Origin of the sequence: Nitrospira sp., from assembly GCA_016788885.1 — a bacterium.
In the GTDB taxonomy this organism is placed as follows: Bacteria; Nitrospirota; Nitrospiria; order Nitrospirales; family Nitrospiraceae; genus Nitrospira_A.
On the sequence record JAEURX010000070.1, the window covers coordinates 1 to 18,300 of the forward strand.

At 58.9% G+C, this 18,300-nt stretch carries 17 protein-coding genes; 5 read left to right on the forward strand and 12 right to left on the reverse strand.

The window, feature by feature from the left end; translation table 11 throughout:
• Positions 1-678: 678 nt before the first annotated feature.
• Positions 679-1,008, forward strand: a complete 330-nt coding sequence (locus JNL86_17115; protein MBL8044631.1) for a hypothetical protein — start codon at positions 679-681, stop codon at positions 1,006-1,008.
• Between the two features lie 12 nt (positions 1,009-1,020).
• On the opposite strand, the gene JNL86_17120 is transcribed toward JNL86_17115, so the two are convergent.
• Positions 1,021-1,221: a hypothetical protein gene (locus JNL86_17120; protein ID MBL8044632.1), complete on the reverse strand. Its 201-nt coding sequence runs from the start codon at positions 1,219-1,221 to the stop codon at positions 1,021-1,023.
• Positions 1,222-1,223: 2 nt separating this feature from the next.
• Positions 1,224-1,505 (reverse strand): hypothetical protein, encoded by a 282-nt coding sequence (locus JNL86_17125; protein ID MBL8044633.1) that lies wholly within the window; start codon positions 1,503-1,505, stop codon positions 1,224-1,226.
• 243 nt (positions 1,506-1,748) lie between these two features.
• On the opposite strand from JNL86_17125, the gene JNL86_17130 reads away from it, so the two are divergent.
• From JNL86_17130 to JNL86_17140, 3 genes are all read left to right on the forward strand, one after another.
• Complete coding sequence (locus JNL86_17130; protein ID MBL8044634.1) at positions 1,749-2,210, forward strand: RidA family protein; 462 nt, start codon at positions 1,749-1,751, stop codon at positions 2,208-2,210.
• A gap of 237 nt (positions 2,211-2,447) precedes the next feature.
• The gene (locus tag JNL86_17135; protein MBL8044635.1) at positions 2,448-4,121 is read left to right on the forward strand and encodes an IPT/TIG domain-containing protein; all 1,674 of its coding nucleotides are present in this window, start codon (positions 2,448-2,450) and stop codon (positions 4,119-4,121) included.
• An 11-nt stretch (positions 4,122-4,132) separates the two neighbouring features.
• Complete coding sequence (locus JNL86_17140; protein MBL8044636.1) at positions 4,133-5,101, forward strand: hypothetical protein; 969 nt, start codon at positions 4,133-4,135, stop codon at positions 5,099-5,101.
• A gap of 23 nt (positions 5,102-5,124) precedes the next feature.
• On the opposite strand, the gene JNL86_17145 is transcribed toward JNL86_17140, so the two are convergent.
• From JNL86_17145 to JNL86_17185, 9 genes are all read right to left on the reverse strand, one after another.
• Complete coding sequence (locus JNL86_17145) at positions 5,125-5,862, reverse strand: 16S rRNA (uracil(1498)-N(3))-methyltransferase (protein MBL8044637.1); 738 nt, start codon at positions 5,860-5,862, stop codon at positions 5,125-5,127.
• A 35-nt stretch (positions 5,863-5,897) separates the two neighbouring features.
• Positions 5,898-7,010, reverse strand: coding sequence for a molecular chaperone DnaJ (gene dnaJ / locus JNL86_17150; protein MBL8044638.1), 1,113 nt, complete (start codon positions 7,008-7,010; stop codon positions 5,898-5,900).
• A gap of 82 nt (positions 7,011-7,092) precedes the next feature.
• Positions 7,093-9,021 (reverse strand): molecular chaperone DnaK, encoded by a 1,929-nt coding sequence (gene dnaK / locus JNL86_17155; GenBank protein MBL8044639.1) that lies wholly within the window; start codon positions 9,019-9,021, stop codon positions 7,093-7,095.
• Between the two features lie 87 nt (positions 9,022-9,108).
• A complete protein-coding gene (grpE, locus tag JNL86_17160) occupies positions 9,109-9,663 on the reverse strand; it encodes a nucleotide exchange factor GrpE (protein MBL8044640.1) in 555 nt (184 codons plus the stop codon).
• Between the two features lie 132 nt (positions 9,664-9,795).
• Positions 9,796-10,566, reverse strand: coding sequence for a type III pantothenate kinase (locus JNL86_17165; GenBank protein MBL8044641.1), 771 nt, complete (start codon positions 10,564-10,566; stop codon positions 9,796-9,798).
• Between the two features lie 35 nt (positions 10,567-10,601).
• Complete coding sequence (locus tag JNL86_17170) at positions 10,602-11,474, reverse strand: biotin--[acetyl-CoA-carboxylase] ligase (GenBank protein ID MBL8044642.1); 873 nt, start codon at positions 11,472-11,474, stop codon at positions 10,602-10,604.
• Positions 11,458-12,339 (reverse strand): carboxylating nicotinate-nucleotide diphosphorylase, encoded by an 882-nt coding sequence (gene nadC / locus JNL86_17175; protein MBL8044643.1) that lies wholly within the window; start codon positions 12,337-12,339, stop codon positions 11,458-11,460. The genes JNL86_17170 and nadC overlap by 17 nt, the downstream gene beginning before the upstream one ends.
• The gene (locus tag JNL86_17180) at positions 12,326-15,088 is read right to left on the reverse strand and encodes a valine--tRNA ligase (GenBank protein MBL8044644.1); all 2,763 of its coding nucleotides are present in this window, start codon (positions 15,086-15,088) and stop codon (positions 12,326-12,328) included. The genes nadC and JNL86_17180 overlap by 14 nt, the downstream gene beginning before the upstream one ends.
• 321 nt (positions 15,089-15,409) lie before the next feature.
• Positions 15,410-16,570 carry a response regulator gene (locus tag JNL86_17185; protein ID MBL8044645.1) on the reverse strand — a complete coding sequence of 387 codons (1,161 nt, stop codon included), beginning with the start codon at positions 16,568-16,570 and terminating at the stop codon, positions 15,410-15,412.
• 206 nt (positions 16,571-16,776) lie between these two features.
• Here JNL86_17185 and JNL86_17190 point away from each other — a divergent pair, with 206 nt between their 5' ends.
• Positions 16,777-17,502 carry an HAD-IA family hydrolase gene (locus JNL86_17190; protein ID MBL8044646.1) on the forward strand — a complete coding sequence of 242 codons (726 nt, stop codon included), beginning with the start codon at positions 16,777-16,779 and terminating at the stop codon, positions 17,500-17,502.
• Here JNL86_17190 and JNL86_17195 read toward each other — a convergent pair.
• Entirely contained in the window at positions 17,488-18,219 is a 732-nt protein-coding gene (locus JNL86_17195) for an NAD-dependent deacylase (protein ID MBL8044647.1), read from the reverse strand. The genes JNL86_17190 and JNL86_17195 overlap by 15 nt on opposite strands.
• Between the last annotated feature and the right edge of the window lie 81 nt (positions 18,220-18,300).

Sequence of the window (18,300 nt, forward strand, 5' to 3'; positions counted from 1 at the left end):
CTGCGCCATGGTCACCCCCCGCTCTCGAACCAGGTTCACGGCCTCCAGCTTAAACTCTCGCGTAAACGTGCGTCGCGCCATGCCCACCTCCAGGTTCCTTCATACACCTAACTCGGTGTCTTTGAAACCGGCAGCAGGCCACTGCGGATCAGGCTGCGAGTAAGTGTGGTTGCGAATAAGGACGAGCTGTGGAATATCCAATTCTGAGAGTCAATCGCTGCCATATTAGAAAGTTTTCTTCTGAAAAAGAACTGCGCCTGATGTCCCAAAAGTATTTTGATGATGGCGATTTCCGGCGAGAGGCCTTCATTATCGATTCATCGGGGAATCGCTACCCGTTATTGGATGTTACGAGGGTAAGGCACAGCTGGAATCCCTTCAGATGGTTCCGGCCCTCTCGGGAGACTATTGTCGATGTCAGAGTAGGATTCCCTTCTTCATTGCCTCTACATGAAGCGAAAGACCTAATTGTCAAACTAGTAACAGCGAACGAATGGTACACCCAAAGCGATCAGTCAGCCTCGGAGTTCTCAAGGGAAATCAGGGCCGCCACCACTCATCGAGAACTCATTGACAAGATCAGCTTCTACGGGAAGTGGCAGGGCTAGACTGCTCAAAATTATAATGGGCTTATCCTACGATCCCTCCAGTCAGGTCACCAACATCCTGCATCAGCTCATGGCCACAAGTACGCAGATCAACAAAGCGGACTATCTCTACAACGGCGTGAGGAGTCAGATCAGTCTGACGGACCGCCGAGGCGCTAGGCCTCCGGGTACGATCAATTGGATCTGCTCACCAGTGCCAGTCCCGCTGCTGCTCGATCCGCAGGCGTTTGCCTATGACGCGGTCGGCAACCGAACGACGGGCGGGAGTGTGGTCAACCCAGGCAATCAGCTAACCGCCGATGCCAACTTCGTGTATGAGCACGACGACAACGGGAATCTCACCAGAAAGACGGACACCAACGACACGTCTCGCCGCAGCATCTCCAGTGGGCCTGTGTGATTTGGATGAGGGCTAACGGCTTGATGGGGGCAGGCGCCGGGAGCGTTGCGCGTGGAGCGCAAATTCCAGCGCGGCTTCGAGTCGAATCACGCGGGCGTTCAGGTCTTCAATGTGCGACTGCTGTTTGGCGACCGTGGTGTTGAGTTGCTCCACCTTGTCGTTCAGCTTGATGGTGTTGGCGAAGGCATCCCACACGCGTTCGGTGAGTCCCATCGTCACCCCTTCTTGCGGGTCTTGGAGAGCGCCAGCATGCGCGCTTCCGACTCCGCCACGAGGGCGAGGGTTTTGTCGATGGCGCGAATGGTTTTCTTTGTCTCCCGGATGACTTGCTTGGCCATGTGATCCAGGAGCGCCGGATCATCGGCTGGAACGTACCGCTCGCCCCCTTCGCGAAGCAGTTCTGCCATGGTGAGATTGGCGGCTTTCGCTTTTTGTGCCAGCCGGCGTTTTTGGCCGGGGCTCATGAGGATGGGGACTTGGACCATCGTGGACGGCATGGTGGCCTCCCTCGGAGTGGATATATAGGCAATATATAGCATAGGATCGGATTTGCTGTCGATGCGCCCATTTCCTCGCCTGTTTCTTTGATGCATGCCGGACCGGCTTATCTTGCCTGGTGGCCCCTGGATGACGTATACGTACAGCTCATTGTCCGAGGTTTGCTATAGGCTTGGAAATCAGACGGTCGACTCTCGCGTGCCTGATCGTCGCTGGAGTGCGTGAAGAAGAAAGGATTTATCGTGTCGATTGACGAGAAATTGAAGAGTCTCGGTCTCACACTCCCGGCTCCGCCGAAACCGGTGGCCAGTTACGTTCCGGCGGTGCTTGTCGGTGACCTGCTCTTTTTGAGCGGTATCTTGCCATTTCGTGACGGACAGGTGGCGATCACGGGCAAGCTGGGGCAGGAGGTGACGGTGGAACGTGGCGCCGAAGCGGCGAGATTGGCTCTGCTCAACGCCTTGGCGGTCGTGAAACACGAGCTTGGTTCATTGGATCGTGTGCAACGTATCGTGCGGGTCGTGGGCCATGTGGCCTCGGCCACCGGATTTGTGCAGCAGCCCGCGGTGATCAATGGCGCGTCCGATTTGCTGGTGCAGATTTTCGGCGAGGCGGGACGGCATGCACGAGTCGCGTTGGGCGCGGCTGAGCTGCCCCTGCATGCCGCCATCGAACTGGAAGTATTGGTGCACGTGCGAGCCTGACTCTCCTGTTTTCGGTTGCCTTCCTGCCGCCGGCGCTTGCCTTGACATCAAAAAAAACCGCTTGTTATAGTCCGGAAGTCCCCTGGTTTGATACGACACCCCCATCCGGCTTCGTTGCCTCAGTTGCGTGGGGTTTGTGTGCCACGTGCGGGGCGTTTTATCTGGTGTATCATCATTTCATCCTCACCCGGCCTGTTCGACAGGCCCATTCAAGGGTATCGGTAGGGAGTGACTCCCATGAAATATATGACTTGTGCCCTCATCGGCTTGGCCCTCGTGGCGAATTCCGTCGATTCCCTGGCCGCCAAAGCAGAACCACCGGCGTTGCATCCCGCTGCCGCCGTCCCTGGCGCCACGCTGTCGATCACCGGCAAAGGGTTCGGTCCGTTCAAATCGACCCGGTTCAATCAGGTGATGTTCCAGGGCGTGCCCGCGCTGATTCAGCGGTGGGATGCGGATCTCATCGAGGTGCGTGTGCCGTCACAAGCTGCGAATGGACCCGTCGAGGTCATCATCGGGAAGAAGCATGTGCAGGCCGGCTCGTTCACCCGGCTGCAACCTGCGATTCACTCGGTGTCCCCGGCTGAAGCCGAACCGGGCTCGATTCTGGAAATTACCGGAGAGCATTTCGGCAATACGCCTGGCCCGCGCGACCCGAACACGATTTTCGGCGTCAATAGCGTGGCCGTGGGCGATGTGACAGTGCGTGTCCGCAAGTGGCGCGACGAGAAGATTGAAGTGGAACTGCCGGGCAATGTGCAGTCGGGAGATGTGGTGATTCGCATGGCGTCGTCCGATCCCTTGCCGGACGGGTCTTGCTGTGCGCCGGTCAAGCAGGTGGTGAGCAATTCAATGCCGATGAAGGTGCTGGCGTCGGTGCGGGTCGATCCCACGAGCGGACCGGTCGGCACGAAAGTGGTGCTGTTCGGCAAAGGGTTCGGGACGAGCAGGAACCCTGAGGATGGCGTGCTCTTTGGCGGCCATCTGGCCACGGTGTCGCAGTGGACGGATACGACCATTGTGGTGCATGTGCCGCTGGATGCCCAAACCGGTCCTGTCGTAATGAAGCGGAACGGGCAGGAGCGGGCCATCGGGACCTACACCGTACAGACACCGAAGGCCACGGCGCTGACTCCGGCCGAGGCGCCTATCGGCACGTTGTTGAAAATTACCGGGGAGAATTTTGGGTTTTATTCGGAGGCCGGGTCTACGCCCTTTAACTATATCGATTTTTCGTTGAGCGAGAACACCGTCGAAATCGGCGGGGTGCAGGCGATCGTCTATCGATGGGGGCATGACCGCATCGATATCTGGGTCCCGTTCAGCGCGAAGAGTGGTCCGGTGGTCGTGAAACGCGCCGCCAATATGCCGAAGCCGGACGGCACCTGTTGTGCCGATAAACAGGTGCTGGAGACGCCGGTCGGGAACTTTACGCTCGTTACGCCGAAGATCGATTCGTACAGCCCCAATACCGGGGGGCTCGACGAGTTGGTGACCATCAAGGGGAGCGGGTTCGGCAAGTTTTTAAAGACCGCAGAGCCGAGCAAGGTCATCACGGACAGCGTTTATGCCCGAGTGGCTCCGGAGTTGGGCGAGAATGTGTCGCGTACCGAAGTCCTGTTCAACGGCGTCGGGGCGATCGTCCAATCCTGGACGGATACGGAAATCAAGGTCAAAATTCCTCATCGCCACTCGTACGGAGTGGGGAAACTTGGTGAATTCAATCCGGACCTGACCTCCGGGCCGCTCGTCGTGCGGCGTGGATCGTGGGACTTGCTGCCGGATGGATCCTGCTGCACGCCCAAAAAGTGGCTGACCCTGGAAGCCGGCACCTTTACGATCCAACCGTCCGGGTTGCCCGATGCAAGCTATTGGCGAAACCCTAACCCCGACAACTCTCACTTTCATTGAGGCATTCTATCTTGCGTACGTTGGCTGTCCTGTTCTGTTCGCTCGTGACCCTGCTGTCCGTTGGTACGGTTGAGGCTGCTGCTCCCGATGCGTCGGTCACCGTGGCCATGCAAAAAAGCGGGTCCGAGGCCACGCTGTTGGGGATGTTTTTTCACGACCATCAGCTTGGTTGGGCGGTCGGGTCTGGTGGAACGATCCTGAAAACGACCGACGGCGGCCACAAGTGGAAGAAAGTCTCCAGCGGCACCACCTCTCTTCTGACGGCCGTGTATTTTCGTGATGCGCAGCGCGGCTGGGTGGTCGGGGCGAATGGTACGGTGAGAATGAGCAAGGATGGGGGAGAGACCTGGACCGTCCTTATCGTGTCGACTCAGGCGCCGCTCTATGGGATCGCTTTTGCATCTCCAATGAAGGGATGGATGGTTGGCGGGAACGGCACCATTTTGCAAACCACCGACGGCGGGGAGAATTGGGCGGATCAAGCCAGCGGCACCAGCGCAGCCCTCTATGCCATTGCTCTGACCAGCGAACAGCAGGGCATCGTCGTGGGGGCGTTAGGCACGATTTTGACGACTGCAGACGGCGGGAAAAATTGGGCGACGCAGGTCAGCCAAAGTTCAGCCACGTTCTTTGATGTGGCCTTCGCGGATGAGGCCAACGGCTGGGCGGTCGGTAACGCCGGAGCGTTGTTTCAAACAACTGACGGCGGAACCCATTGGATCGATCGTACCTTGCCTTGTGGGAGGACCTGTAACAAACTCACGGATCTCATTCGTGTGCGGTTCACGGATCCGCAACAGGGGTGGATTGTGGGAGAGCACGGGCAGATCCTGCGAACCAGCGATGCAGGGTATAATTGGGTGGAAGAGACCAGCCCAGTGAAACGTTCTCTGATGTCTCTCAGTTTCCCTCGCGCGACAGCGGGATGGGCCGGTGGCGAAGGGGGCACGATCATTTCGATTAATGCAGCAAAGAAGTAACCGCTCGCAGCGCCTCCGCGTCTCTACCCCAATCGTCCCAATCGACTCTGCACGATACTGAGTGCCGTCACTGCCGCGGTATCCGCTCGCAGAATATGCTCGCCCAGACTTACTGCGCGGCACTGTCCCTCCATGGCCAGGGAGATTTCTTCTTCCGCCCATCCCCCTTCAGGTCCGACGAGTAGCGCCAGCGTGTCGGTTGGTCGCGTCGGCAGCGGCACGTGAGCAAGGCCCATGGTCTCCTGTCGCTCGGCCAACAGCAGTGCGCAGTTTGCCGAGTGGGTAGTGAAAAATCGGCGCATGTCTAGCGGATCAAGTACCCGCGGCGGCTGCCATTGTTCCGATTGTTGCGCGGCTTCGGTGGCAATGCGCTGCCAGCGAGCGACCTGGGCGGAGACCCGTTCCGGTTGTGGGCGCACAACCCCGTGCCGAGCGATGAGCGGCAGAATTGTGCGCACGCCCAACTCGCTCGCTTTCTGCACCACCCAATCCATATGGTCGCCTTTGAGCAGGGCTTGCGCGAGGAGCACACCCGGTGCTGTGTCGGTCTGTCCTAGCCGACAGTCGAGAATCTCTGCTGTCAACGTCTGCGGGGTCACCGCGGTGACGCGTGCCTGATAGCGACGACGCTGCCCATCAGTCAGCCGGAGCACTTCTCCTGGCTTGACGCGCAAGCTGGCGCGCAGATGATGACAAAGCTCACCGCTGAGGGTAAGTGTTTGTCCGCGGATCTGGGACGACTCGATAAAAAAAGCCGGCATGGTGGTCGGCCTGTCAGGCGGGGGAGTGCAGTCGACTATTCGAAGAATGTTTTCATCTTGTCCAGGAAACCTTCGCCCTCGCTGTCTTTCGTGTAGCCGCTTTCCTTCGCGAATTCTTCCAAGAGTTCTTTCTGTCTGGCACTGAGCTTCGTGGGGATCTCAATTTTGACATTGAATAACTGGTCGCCGGTATGGCCGCCCTTGAGGTTCGGAAAACCGAGTCCCTTGAGCTTCAGGATCTTGTCAGGCTGTGTGCCGGCAGGAATTTTCATGAAGGTGTTGCCCTTGAGTGTGGGCACTTCCACGCGACCGCCCAGAATTGCGGTCACGAGGTTGATGGGTAAATCCGCGGCAATGTCCTGGCCTTCTCGTCGGAAGTGGGGGTGTGGTTTCACATTGACCACGACATACAGATCTCCGGGGGGGCCACCTTGTACGCCGTGCTCACCCTCGTTGGCGAGACGTAGACGCATTCCGGTTTCGATGCCGCCGGGAATTTGAACGGAGAGCATACGCTCCTTACGGATGCGCTGACGGCCGCTGCAGGTCTGGCAGGGTTCGGTGATGATTTGTCCCGCGCCTTCGCACTGACCGCAGGGGCGACTGACGCTGAAGAACCCCTGCTGGAAGCGCATCTGACCCTGGCCCTTACAGGCCGGGCACATCTTGATGGCGGTGGCGGACTTGGCGCCGGTTCCCTTGCAGTCTGCACAAGTTTCCCAGCGAGGAATCTTGAGCTTCGCTTCTTTCCCGAAAACCGATTCTTCGAAGGTGAGTTCGAGATTGTATTGGAGGTCGTTGCCGCGCTCGGCCCGCGCGCGGCCGCGGGGCTGACCGAAAAAGTCTTCGAAGATATCGTTGAAGATATCGCCGAAGCCGCCCTGTCCACCGAAGTCGAATCCCTCAGCGCCCTGTGGTCCGCCGGCATGGCCGAACGTATCGTACCGGCGCCGTTTCTCCTGGTCGCTGATGACTTCGTAGGCTTCGTTCAGTTCTTTGAACTTTTCTTCAGCGGACTTTTTGTGTTCGGGAGACGTATGGAGGTCGGGGTGATGTTGGCGAGCGAGTTTCCTAAAGGCCTTTTTGACTTCGTCGTCGGTCGCGTTCCGTTCGATGCCGAGCGTTTCGTAATAATCGCGTTTAGCCACGGAAGAGGGTTACCCGTTCTAAGGTGCAACAGGACCGAGCCGCACTCTCTGGTGAAGCTCGGTCCTGCATACAGTGAGAAGCTTATTTCTTGTCCTTGTCGACTTCTTCGAATTCCGCGTCCACGACCTTCTCGTCGGTCTTGGCCTGTGCGCCGGCATCCCCGGTCGAAGCTCCTGCTTCGGCTGCACCGGCACCGGCCGCTGCTGAGGCCTTCTTGTACATCTCCTCAGCCAGTTTATGGGAAGCCGTGGTCAACGTCTGCGTCGCTGTCTCGATGGCGGCGGGATCATCTCCCTCCATCGCCTTGCGGAGCCCGGCGATCGCTTCGGTGATCTTGGTCTTGTCGTCTTCGCCGATCTTATCGCCATGCTCGCTCAGATTCTTCTCGGTGCTGTACAGCAGAGAGTCGGCCTGATTGCGGGCTTCAGCCACCCGGCGGCGCTTCTTGTCATCTTCCGTATGAGACTGTGCGTCCTTGACCAGCTTGTCCACTTCCTCTTTGCTGAGTCCGCTGGACGCCGTGATCTTGATGGACTGTTCCTTCTGCGTCGCCAGATCTTTCGCGGCGACGTGGACGATACCATTGGCATCGATGTCGAAGGACACTTCCACCTGCGGCATGCCGCGCGGGGCGGGGGGAATGCCGACGAGATCAAACTGTCCCAGAAGCTTGTTGTCGTTCGCCATTTCACGTTCGCCCTGGAAGACTCGGATGGTGACGGCGGTCTGGTTGTCGGCAGCCGTGGAGAACACCTGGCTCTTCTTCGTCGGGATCGTCGTGTTGCGTTCAATCAGTTTCGTGAACACACCGCCCAATGTCTCGATGCCCAGGGACAGCGGGGTTACGTCGAGCAACAGCACGTCCTTGACCTCGCCTTTGAGGACGCCGCCCTGGACGCCGGCGCCGATCGCGACGACTTCGTCGGGGTTCACGCCGCGATGCGGTTCTTTCCCGAAGAATTCCTTCACGACCTGGATGACTTTCGGCATACGGGTCATGCCGCCGACCAGGACGACTTCCTGAATGTCCTTGGCGCTCACGCCGGCATCGGCCAAGGCCTTCCGGCAGGGCTCAATGGTTTTCTGAATGAGATCACCCACCAACTGTTCCAGTTTGGCACGGGTCAGCTTCGTGACTAGGTGCTTTGGTCCGCTGGCGTCAGCCGTGATGAACGGCAGATTGATTTCGCTCTCCTGAGAAGATGAGAGTTCGATCTTTGCCCGTTCGGCCGCTTCCTTCAGGCGCTGCAAGGCCATACGGTCCTTGCGCAGGTCGATGCCTTGATCCTTTTTGAACTCTTCGACCAGCCAATCCATCACCCGCTCATCGAAGTCGTCGCCACCGAGATAGGTGTCGCCGTTCGTGGACTTCACTTCGAACACGCCGTCGCCGATCTCGAGGACGGACACGTCGAAGGTACCGCCGCCAAGATCGTACACCACGATGCGCTCATCTTTTTTCTTGTCGAGGCCGTAGGCCAACGAAGCCGCTGTCGGTTCATTGATGATACGTAGCACGTTGAGTCCGGCGATCTGCCCGGCATCCTTCGTGGCCTGGCGTTGGCTGTCATCGAAGTAGGCCGGCACTGTGACCACGGCTTCCGTGACCTTTTCTCCGAGATAGTCTTCGGCCGTCTGCCGCATCTTCTGCAGAATCATGGCAGAGACTTCCGGCGGGCTGTAGCGCTTGCCGCGCAATTCCACGTGTGCGTCGCCGTTGTCCGCTTCCACCACCTTGTAGGGGAGCCGCTTCATGGCTTCCTGGACTTCTTTGCTCTTGAATTTTCGGCCCATCAAGCGCTTCACGGAGAAGATGGTGTTTTCGGGATTGGTGATGGCTTGCCGCTTGGCAATCTGTCCGACCAAGCGCTCGTTCTTGTCCGTGATGCCGACTACAGAAGGGGTCGTGCGACTGCCCTCTGCGTTGGCGATGACGACCGGGTCTCCACCGCTCATAATGGCCACGCAAGAGTTTGTCGTGCCGAGGTCGATTCCGATAACTTTGCCCATGGGTTGGCTCCTTCGCAAAAAATATCAATACATGAACGATTGTGCCAGTGTCTCTCGTGAAATGCCCAAGACATCCGCCTGGCTGCCTTAATTCGCCGCTCCGGTGGAGACGGTCACCATGGCTGCCCGAAGGATGCGGTCCTGGAGGAGATAGCCCTTTTGATACTCTTCCACGACATGATTTTCAGGAACGGTGTCCGATGGAACCTGCGCGACCGCCTGTTGTGTCGCCGGGTCGAAGGCCTGTCCGACGCTCTCGACGGCTTTGACACCGAATTTGGTGAGGGCGCCGGCCAGTTGTTTCAAGGTCAGTTCCACTCCCTCTGTCAGGGCATCAACGGTTCCAGTTCCCTTGGCCGACTTGATGGCTCGCTCGAGGTTGTCGACCACCGGGAGCAGTTCCTTGAGAATCTGTTCGTTGCCGAACTTGATCTGTTCTCGCTGATCGCGCTGTGCGAGTCGCTTGTAATTGTCGAACTCCGCGGCCAGCCGAAGATACTTTTCATTGAGGGCTTTGCATTCGTCGGCCTTGGCGTCCAGCGCCTGCTGTAGCTCTCCCGCCCCGTCATTCGTGCTCGATGAGGCCTCGTCTGAATCGTCTAAGTTGTCGATACTGTGCATGTTCTTCTGATCTTCAGCCATTGATTCCACCTTTGATTGGGAGTGAGATAGCCACACGTGAGGGGAAGTCAACGGGCACAAAAAAGAAAACTTTGTTTTTTCAGATCCCTAGGGGTTTGATCGAGGTTACAGCGGCGGACGGTGGAGCTGTCTCTAGGTGAGGCGGTTGCGTTGGTACAACAACGCCAAACCTTCGAGCGTGAGGAAGGGGAGCACCTCCTGGATCGTTTCCGTCTCCTGCGCAATGACGGTGGCCAGGCCGCCGGTGGCCACCACTTTCGACGTGCGGCCGAGTTCCCGTTCCATGCGCCGCACAATGCCATCGACCAGTCCCACGTAGCCGAACAGGAGGCCGCTCTGAATGCCTCCGATCGTATCCTTGCCGATAATGGTTTTGGGCCGGATGATTTCAACCTTGGGTAACTTCGCGGTACGGGCGAAAAGGGCATCCGCGGAGATCCCCAGCCCCGGTGCGATGACGCCGCCGAGGTACTCCGCCGATTTTGTGACGGCGCAGAAAGTGGTGGCGGTGCCGAAGTCCACGATAATCAGATCGGAATGGTACCGCGCATGGGCGGCGGCAGCATTGACGATACGATCGCTTCCGATTTCCTTTGGATTGGCATAGCGCAGGGTCAAGCCGGAATCTGTCTCCGGACCGACGATCACCGGGGTCTTGTGAAAATAGGTCTGCACCAGTGAGTCGAAGGTTGCGGTCAGCGCTGGTACGACACTGGAGAGGATACAGCCGGTGATTTGATCGGGAGTAAAGCCCGCATTCTGGAGCAAATTCAGCAGCAGGATGCCGTATTCATTGTCGGTGCGTCGGGACTCGGTGGCCAGACGCCAATGTGCCTGCAAGGTTGAGCCGTTGAAGAGGCCGCAGACTACGTTCGTATTCCCGATGTCGATTGCCAATAGCATCGTGACGTCACTCTACCCCAAGCTGAAGCAGGATTTCACCCCCGCAGATGAACGACCTCGGCGCTCCTGATTTCCAACAATGTCGGGGAGAGGGTCGGAGAGTCGTTCGATCTCACCCGTAGGCGAAGGCAGCCGTCCGGGCCAATCGACTCGGCGATCCCCTCCACCGTGCCTTGTTCTTCGAGGGTGACACGGACGGTTCTGCCGAGTGTCGAGCAGCGCCGCGCGAATTCTTCGGCCATGCTGCCGGGGCCGTCATGGAAGAGGCGATCCATTCGTTGCTCGAGTCGAAGCAAGAGGTCGGCCAGAAGTGCCACGCGATCAAACTGTCGTCCCGCTTCTTGAGCGAGGGTGGTGGCGCCTTGCCGAAGGTCCTCGGGGAAGTGGTTCAGCGTTGCATTAATATTGAGGCCGATGCCGATCACGATAGCCATCGTTCTAGCCGCCGTGGTGGTTTGCTCGCAGAGGATCCCGCCGATCTTTTTGTCGTGGATCAAGAGATCATTCGGCCATTTCACCGAGACTGGAAGCCCTGCTTGATCGGAAAGGCAATCGGCCCCCGCAAGGGCAGACAATAGCGGAACCCATGTCAGCCAAGGGACCATGCGAGTGGCGCCCGTTCGAGGTACCGCGATGACCGAGAAATACAGATTGCCCTGCGGCGGCGAATGCCATGTTCGTCCGCGTCGTCCTCGTCCGGCCGTTTGACAGTCGGTGAGGATCACCAGTCCGTGTGAATTGGATGGAACGGCCGCTTGCTGCACATACGTGAGGGCGTCGGCGTTGGTAGAAGCGGTAGTGGCTGAATAGCGGAACACTCTGCCGAAAGCTCGGGTGTGCAGGGAGGCATGAAGACGGTCGATGTCTAGTTGGTTATCGGCGGATGAATCGCTAGCGGGACCGCCCACGGCGTCCTCGCTGTACTGAGAGATCCATGCTGAGGTTGGCTGCGGGAGCAGAATGCGTCAATGCGCCGACCGAAATGTAATCCGCGCCGGCCTGGGCCATGGCGGCGACCGTCTGCAGGGTCATCCCGCCGGAGACTTCCACGAGTGCCCGTTGTTTGATGAGTGCCACCGCTTGTCGAACCTGGGCGGGGGACATATTGTCGAGGAGAATGATGTCGGCCTTGCCGGCTATGGCTTCTTTCACTTCCTGCAAGGTTTTCGCTTCGACTTCAATACGAAGGCCGTGCGGAGCATTGGCGCGGGCGAGGCGGCAGGCTCCGGCGACATCAATGCCGGTTGATCGTAACACCGCGAGGTGGTTGTCCTTGATGAGCACGCCGTCGCCCAGCGAGAACCGATGATTTTTCCCGCCTCCCAGCTGCACCGCCCATTTTTCGAGGGCTCGTAATCCTGGCGTGGTCTTGCGTGTATCGAGGATTCTGGTTGGATATCCACGGACGGCGGCGCAAAACTGCGCGGTGAGTGTCGCGATACCTGAAAGCTGTTGGAGAAAATTCACGGCAACCCGCTCGGCCATCAACAACGAGCGTACATCGCCCAGAACGGTCAGCACCGAGGTCTCAGGCTTCATGGCGCTGCCGTCCTTGACGGCTGTGGTGATGTGCACGGATGGATCTACCGCCAGGAATACTTCGCGGGCAACGGCCACGCCTGCCACCGTCATCGGCTGATGGGCAACAATGGTCGCCGTAGCTTGAAGCGCGCTGGGAAATAAGGCGCTGGTGGTGACGTCGCCATGGGAGAGATCTTCGGCGAGCGCCTGTCGCACCGCGTTGAGAATCGTCTGGGGGTTAGGAGCGCTCAATACGGTTTCGTTCCAAGGTATACAGCTTGATCTGGTCCAGCGCCTGCTGAAGGAGTTGAATCATGTGAGTTTCGCGTTGGAGACGCTCGCGGTGGTCGGTCAATACTTCAGGTGGCGCCTTGGCCACGAAATCAGGATTGCCGAGTTTTTGCTGCGAGCGATCGACTTCTTTTTGAAGCAGCTTCATTTGTTTCTGGACATTTTCTTCGGCCTTCCCAAGATCCGCGTCCTCCATCGAGGTCCGCACTTGGATGGAGCCGCTCGTCAAGATCAAGAGTCCCCCGGGGTTGTCAACGTCGAAGGTCTTGGCGATCCAGAGATTGTCCACGTTCTCCATGTATTCAATCAGCTCTTTATGCTTCGTAAGAACCGAGGCAATGGCTTCCGTTTTGCCATGCACCTTGAAGTGGAGACGTTTGCCAGCGGGGTATCCGAGAATCGCCCGCTGCTGGTTCATCAGGGCTCGACATTCTTCCAGCAGGGCGAACTCCTGGTCGATTTCAGGTGAGTCCCATTCCACGCTGGTAGTCGGGAAGGGCCTGCGGACGATGCTGGTGCCCTCATGCGGGAGCGTCTGCCAGATTTCTTCTGTAATGAACGGCATGAAGGGATGCAGCAACCGCATCATGGTTTCGTACGTCTCGGCCAAGGTTTGCCGCGTGGTCTTTGCCTGTTCGGAAATCGGATCCTTGAGCGCGGGCTTCACCATCTCGATGTACTTGTCACAGTACTCGTGCCAGATGAATTGATAGACCGCGCTGGAGGCGCGGTCGAACCGGTACTGCTCCAACTCTTGAGTGACGGTGTTGATAGCGGCATTCAGGCGACTGAGAATCCAGCGGTCGGGGAACGACCGTTGCGCCGGCGGGACGTCGCGGCGTTCGCCGCCCAGGTGCATGAGCAGAAACCGGGCGGCGTTCCAGATTTTATTCGTGAAGTTCCGGTAGCCCTCAATCCGCTCTTCGGCTAGTTTCACGTCGCGCCCTGGCGATGCCATAGCCGCCAGGGTGAAGCGCAACGCGTCCGTGCCGTATTGCTCCATCACATGCAGCGGATCGATCACGTTGCCTTTGGACTTGCTCATCTTTTGGCCTTCGGCATCGCGGACCAGTGCGTGGATGTAGACATCGCGGAACGGCACCTCGCCCATGAATTTCAAGCCCATCATGATCATGCGCGCGACCCAGAAGAACAGAATGTCGAGGCCGGTGACCAGGGTCGAGGTCGGATAGAAGGCTTTCAACTCCGGCGTTTGCTTGGGCCACCCCAAGGTCGAGAAGGGCCAGAGGGCCGACGAGAACCAGGTGTCCAGGACATCGGGATCCTGGACGAGCGCATCACGGTGGCCCTGTGGACAGGCGTCCGGCTGCGTCTTCGCCACGATCGCGACGGCGTCAGAAGGAATGAGCGGCGCTCCATCCGAACTGCGACGCAGGAATGTCGTGCCATAGCAGGTTTCGCAGTACCAGGCGGGGATCTGGTGTCCCCACCAGATCTGCCGCGAGACGCACCAGTCTTTGATGTCCCGCATCCATCCGAGATAGTTGTTCTTCCAGGCCTCGGGGATGATTCGTACACGCCCGTCTTCGACCACCTGTATCGCCGGTTCGGCCAGCGGCTTGATCTTCACGAACCACTGATCGGACAAGAATGGTTCGACCACTGTCTTGCAGCGATAACATTTGCCGAGCGCCATCTTGTGGGGCTCGGATTTTTCCAGGTATCCCTGCTCGGTGAGGAACTGTTCGATCTTCGGGCGAGCCTTTGCCACGGGAAGATTCTCGACCGCCTCGGAGACGGCAGGATCGGCCAGGGAATCAGCCAATCGAAGGTGGGCATGGAGATCGAGGATTTTAATCCGTTTCAGGTCGTGGCGCAGACCTGCTTCGAAGTCGTTAAAGTCGTGAGCGGGCGTAATCTTGACGGCACCGGTACCGAATTCGCGATCGACCAGGATGGAATCGCCCACGATCGGGATCGCCCGGCTCGTCAATGGCAGCCGTACATGCTTTCCAATCAGGTGGCGGAAACGCTCGTCTTCCGGATGCACGGCAACTGCCGTATCCCCGAACAGAGTTTCAGGACGGGTCGTGGCGACGAGGAGAAACTGCGTAGGATCGTCGGCCAGGGTATAGCGAATCGTATACAACTTGCCGGTGATCTCTTCGTGTTCGACTTCGATATCCGACAGCGCAGTCAGGCAGCGTGGACACCAGTTGATCAAGCGCTCGCCGCGGTAGAGGAGTCCGTCCTGGTGCAAGCGAACGAAGACCTCGCGGACCGCTTCGGAGAGACCGGGGTCCATTGTAAATCGTTCCCGCTGCCAATCGCAGGAGGCTCCCAGCTTCTTGAGCTGGCCGACGATGGTTCCGCCGGATTGTTCCTTCCAGTTCCAGACGCGCTTGAGAAACTCTTCTCGACCGAGTGCTTCTCGCGACGTCCCTTCCGCTTGCAGTTGCCGCTCCACCACATTTTGCGTTGCGATGCCGGCATGATCCGTCCCCGGCATCCACAGCACATTGCGTCCTTGCATGCGACGCCAGCGGATGAGGATATCTTGCAAGGTGTTGTTCAGGGCATGACCGACATGGAGAGATCCCGTCACGTTCGGCGGAGGGATCACCATGGAATAAGGCTGCCCGTGATGGGCGGGGTCGGCGTGAAACAGGCCGGCGTCGATCCAGCGCTGGTACCAGCGGTTTTCGACGTCATGCGGACTGTAGGTTTTGTCGAGTTGTGGGGTGGACATAAGGCGCGCACGTTGCGGCGCGGGCGCATCTTAACATGTGCTGCCGGGGCTCTCAAGACAACGATGGCACCTCAGTGCCGGTGCAAAAGGTTGTAGCGGAGTGAAGCCCTGTGATATACATCCGGCGGTTCAGTCGATGTCGAGTGAACTCGCCGGCCAGCGCGCCGGTTTACCGTTGAAGGAGAGACTATGCCGAGGGGACGTGAGAAGGATCGGAAAGTTCGGAAGAAGCACCGGAAGAATGTCGCGCGCGTGAAGGCGCTGGCCAAGACCCGCCGTGCAGCGGCCAAAAAGGTGAAGCGAGGGTAACGCTTCGAGGCGTTAGTCGGGTGAGCTCAATCGTGTGATCTCGGCCCGGATCTGAGTTTCCGCCACGTCTGGAACGATCCGTTGCACCGCCTGCAGGATCGGGTCTTTCGCCATTTCCCGCACAATCTCCTCGGCCGCCTGTCGCGCACAGTTCGCGGCCATGTGCTCGACTTCTTTTTTGACCAACTGGGTAATCATGTCCAGGTGAGCCTGCAGGGCATGCGGCAGGTGCTTCTGGATGCCGCTGTCCGTGAGCTCGCCGAGTCGTGTGCCTGCCGCTTGCTCGACCAGTGCGGGCGCGATGTCTGTGACGGCCTGGCGGGTCGTCGCCTCTACACTGGCCAGCTGTGCCTCGGTCTGACGTTTCAATTCCTCTTGAATCATGGCGCGCAGACTCGTCTGCAAACGTTCCGGCGCGATCGCGTCTGCGACCTGTTTGTGCACTTCCGCTTGCACGGCCTTGCTCAATGCGGTTCCGAGCTGTCCGTCGACTTCTTTGGCGATGGCTCCAGGAAGCAGAGTGGTGATGGTCTTGTCGGCTTGAACCGTGGTCGAGTGCAACAGATGATCAACCAGGTCCTTCAGGAGCTCTTCCCCCTTGGATCTGGACGAAGACGGAGTGGAGCCCGAGACGGGCTGTGTCGATGATGGGGGCATGGTGGCCTGTTCCTTCTCCCTCTCATGGCGAGGGGGCTCATCGGCGGCGGTGTCTTGAGGCAACTCCTGCTCATCCTCATCGTCGGTACCCGTGGAAACCGGGGGCCACGTGCGCGCCTTGGCCGGTTTTGCGGTGGGACGTCCCGCAGTGCCGGTCAGGATCGTGTTGATTGTCTCGAGGAGTTGCTCGCGTTGAAACGGCTTTTTCAGGAATGCGCGGACACCGAGCGAGCGCAACTTGCTTTCATCCAGGCGATCGGCCGCATCAACCATTGAGATGATGAGCGTCTCGGCCAGATTGTCCTGTCGCCCGATTTCCTTGCAGAAGCCCGAGAAGGTGATCTTTTCCAGATGATAGTCGGCGATGATCAACGCAGGGCTCTGAGCGCGGGCGGCTTCAAGCGCCGAAGGCCCGTCGTGGAATCCTTTGACCGTATGGCCATCCGGCATGGAAAGTTGCTCGACCATGCGATGCACGGCGGGACTGCTGTCGATGACAAAAATGGTGGACCCCATCGGAAATACCTCGCTCTACCCTCTGAGGCGACGCTAACAAAGGGTCTGACAACTGTCAAAGAAAACGCCGAATCCCACTGGTGATGACGAGGTCATCGAGAGCGTGGGCGGGGACAGCGCTGGCGGAGGTTTTGTGCATCCTGATACAATCCGCCCACCTTGCCGGGTGATGGCTTGGATCCCAAGATGAGGAGTGAGTTCGCAGGATGAGCCAGAGTCGCATTCAGGTCGTCTTTTTCGACGCTGCCGATACCCTGTTTCACATTCAAGGGTCCGTGGCGGAGATTTATCTTCAGCATGCGGAACGTCATGGCTTCCGCAGAACGCCTGACTCGCTGGCCTCGATCAAAGCGGCGTTTGCGCGCTCGTTTCGCGATGCGCCGCCGCCGGTGTTCGCCGCGACGGAGCCTGCCGCCATCAAGCAATCGGAGCGCTTGTGGTGGTTCGATATCGTCCACAACGTCTTTTACCGCGTCGGCATGTTTGAGGGGTTCGATGAGTTTTTTGAAGAGGTGTTCGCGCGGTTTGCGCAATCGGAATCCTGGCGGCTGTTTCCGGAAACGCTGGATGTGTTGAATACCTTGAAAGAGCAGGGATACGAGCTGGGGATTATTTCCAATTTTGACTCGCGGTTGTTCTCCGTGCTGCGAGGACTAGAGATCGCGGACTTCTTCGATACGGTGACGATTTCGAGCCTCGCCCATGCCGCAAAACCTTCCGCGCGTATTTTCGAGCAGGCGTTGGACAAACATGCGGTGGACCCAGAAGACGCGCTGCATGTGGGCGATAGCGAGCGTGATGATGTGAAAGGCGCAGTGGCTGTCGGGCTGACCGGGGTGCTGCTGGCTAGAGATATGCCGCCTGGTGCATCGAGCGGAACGACGATCGCGACCCTCCGCGAACTCCTGCCACTGTTGTCACGTCTCCAGTAACAAGGGCACGAGATCTCGCGCGCGTCCCTGCAGGGTGGCGTCGGCCAGACTTGAATGCGGCGTCGAGTCGAGATTGATCTCCACGATAAACGCACCGGCTTGCTTGGCGATGGCGCCGAATCCCGCCGCCGGATAGACCACCCCGGATGTGCCGACGATCAGACAGATATCACTGCGCTGCAGCGCGGCCGTGCTCTTCTCGATGTCCTCTTCCGCAAGTGATTCCCCAAACCAGACGATGTGCGGGCGAAGCAGCCCGCCACAAGACTGGCAGAGGGGCAGGATGGCGATCGGGACGTCCCGGTTTTCCGTGATGCCCCGGCATTGGGTGCAGCGGACCATCCAGATGTTGCCGTGGATCTCGGAGAGTTGTTGAGACCCCGCGTCGCGGTGGAGCCCGTCCACATTCTGCGTGATGAGCCAGAACTGCGTGAACCGTTGCTCCATTGCGGCCACCGCTTGATGTGCCGGATTCGGCCGCTTCGTGGCGATGAGTTCCCGGCGCCAGTTGTACCATTCCCAGACGAGACGCGGGTCACGCGCGAAGGCTTCCGGCGTGGCGAGATCCTCTGCGCGGTAGTGCCGCCAGAGGCCGTCGGCGCCGCGAAAGGTCGGCACGCCGCTGTCGGCAGAGATTCCCGCTCCGGTCAGCACGGTGACAGACCGCGCCGAGGAGAGCTTCTGACGAACAAGGCCAAGCGTGGATCCGGTTCCCATGACGCGGGTGGCTCGCAGGTGATCACTGTTTCAGGCGCGCGGCTGCATGCTATAGTACGCGTCTTTTGAACGCAATGAGTG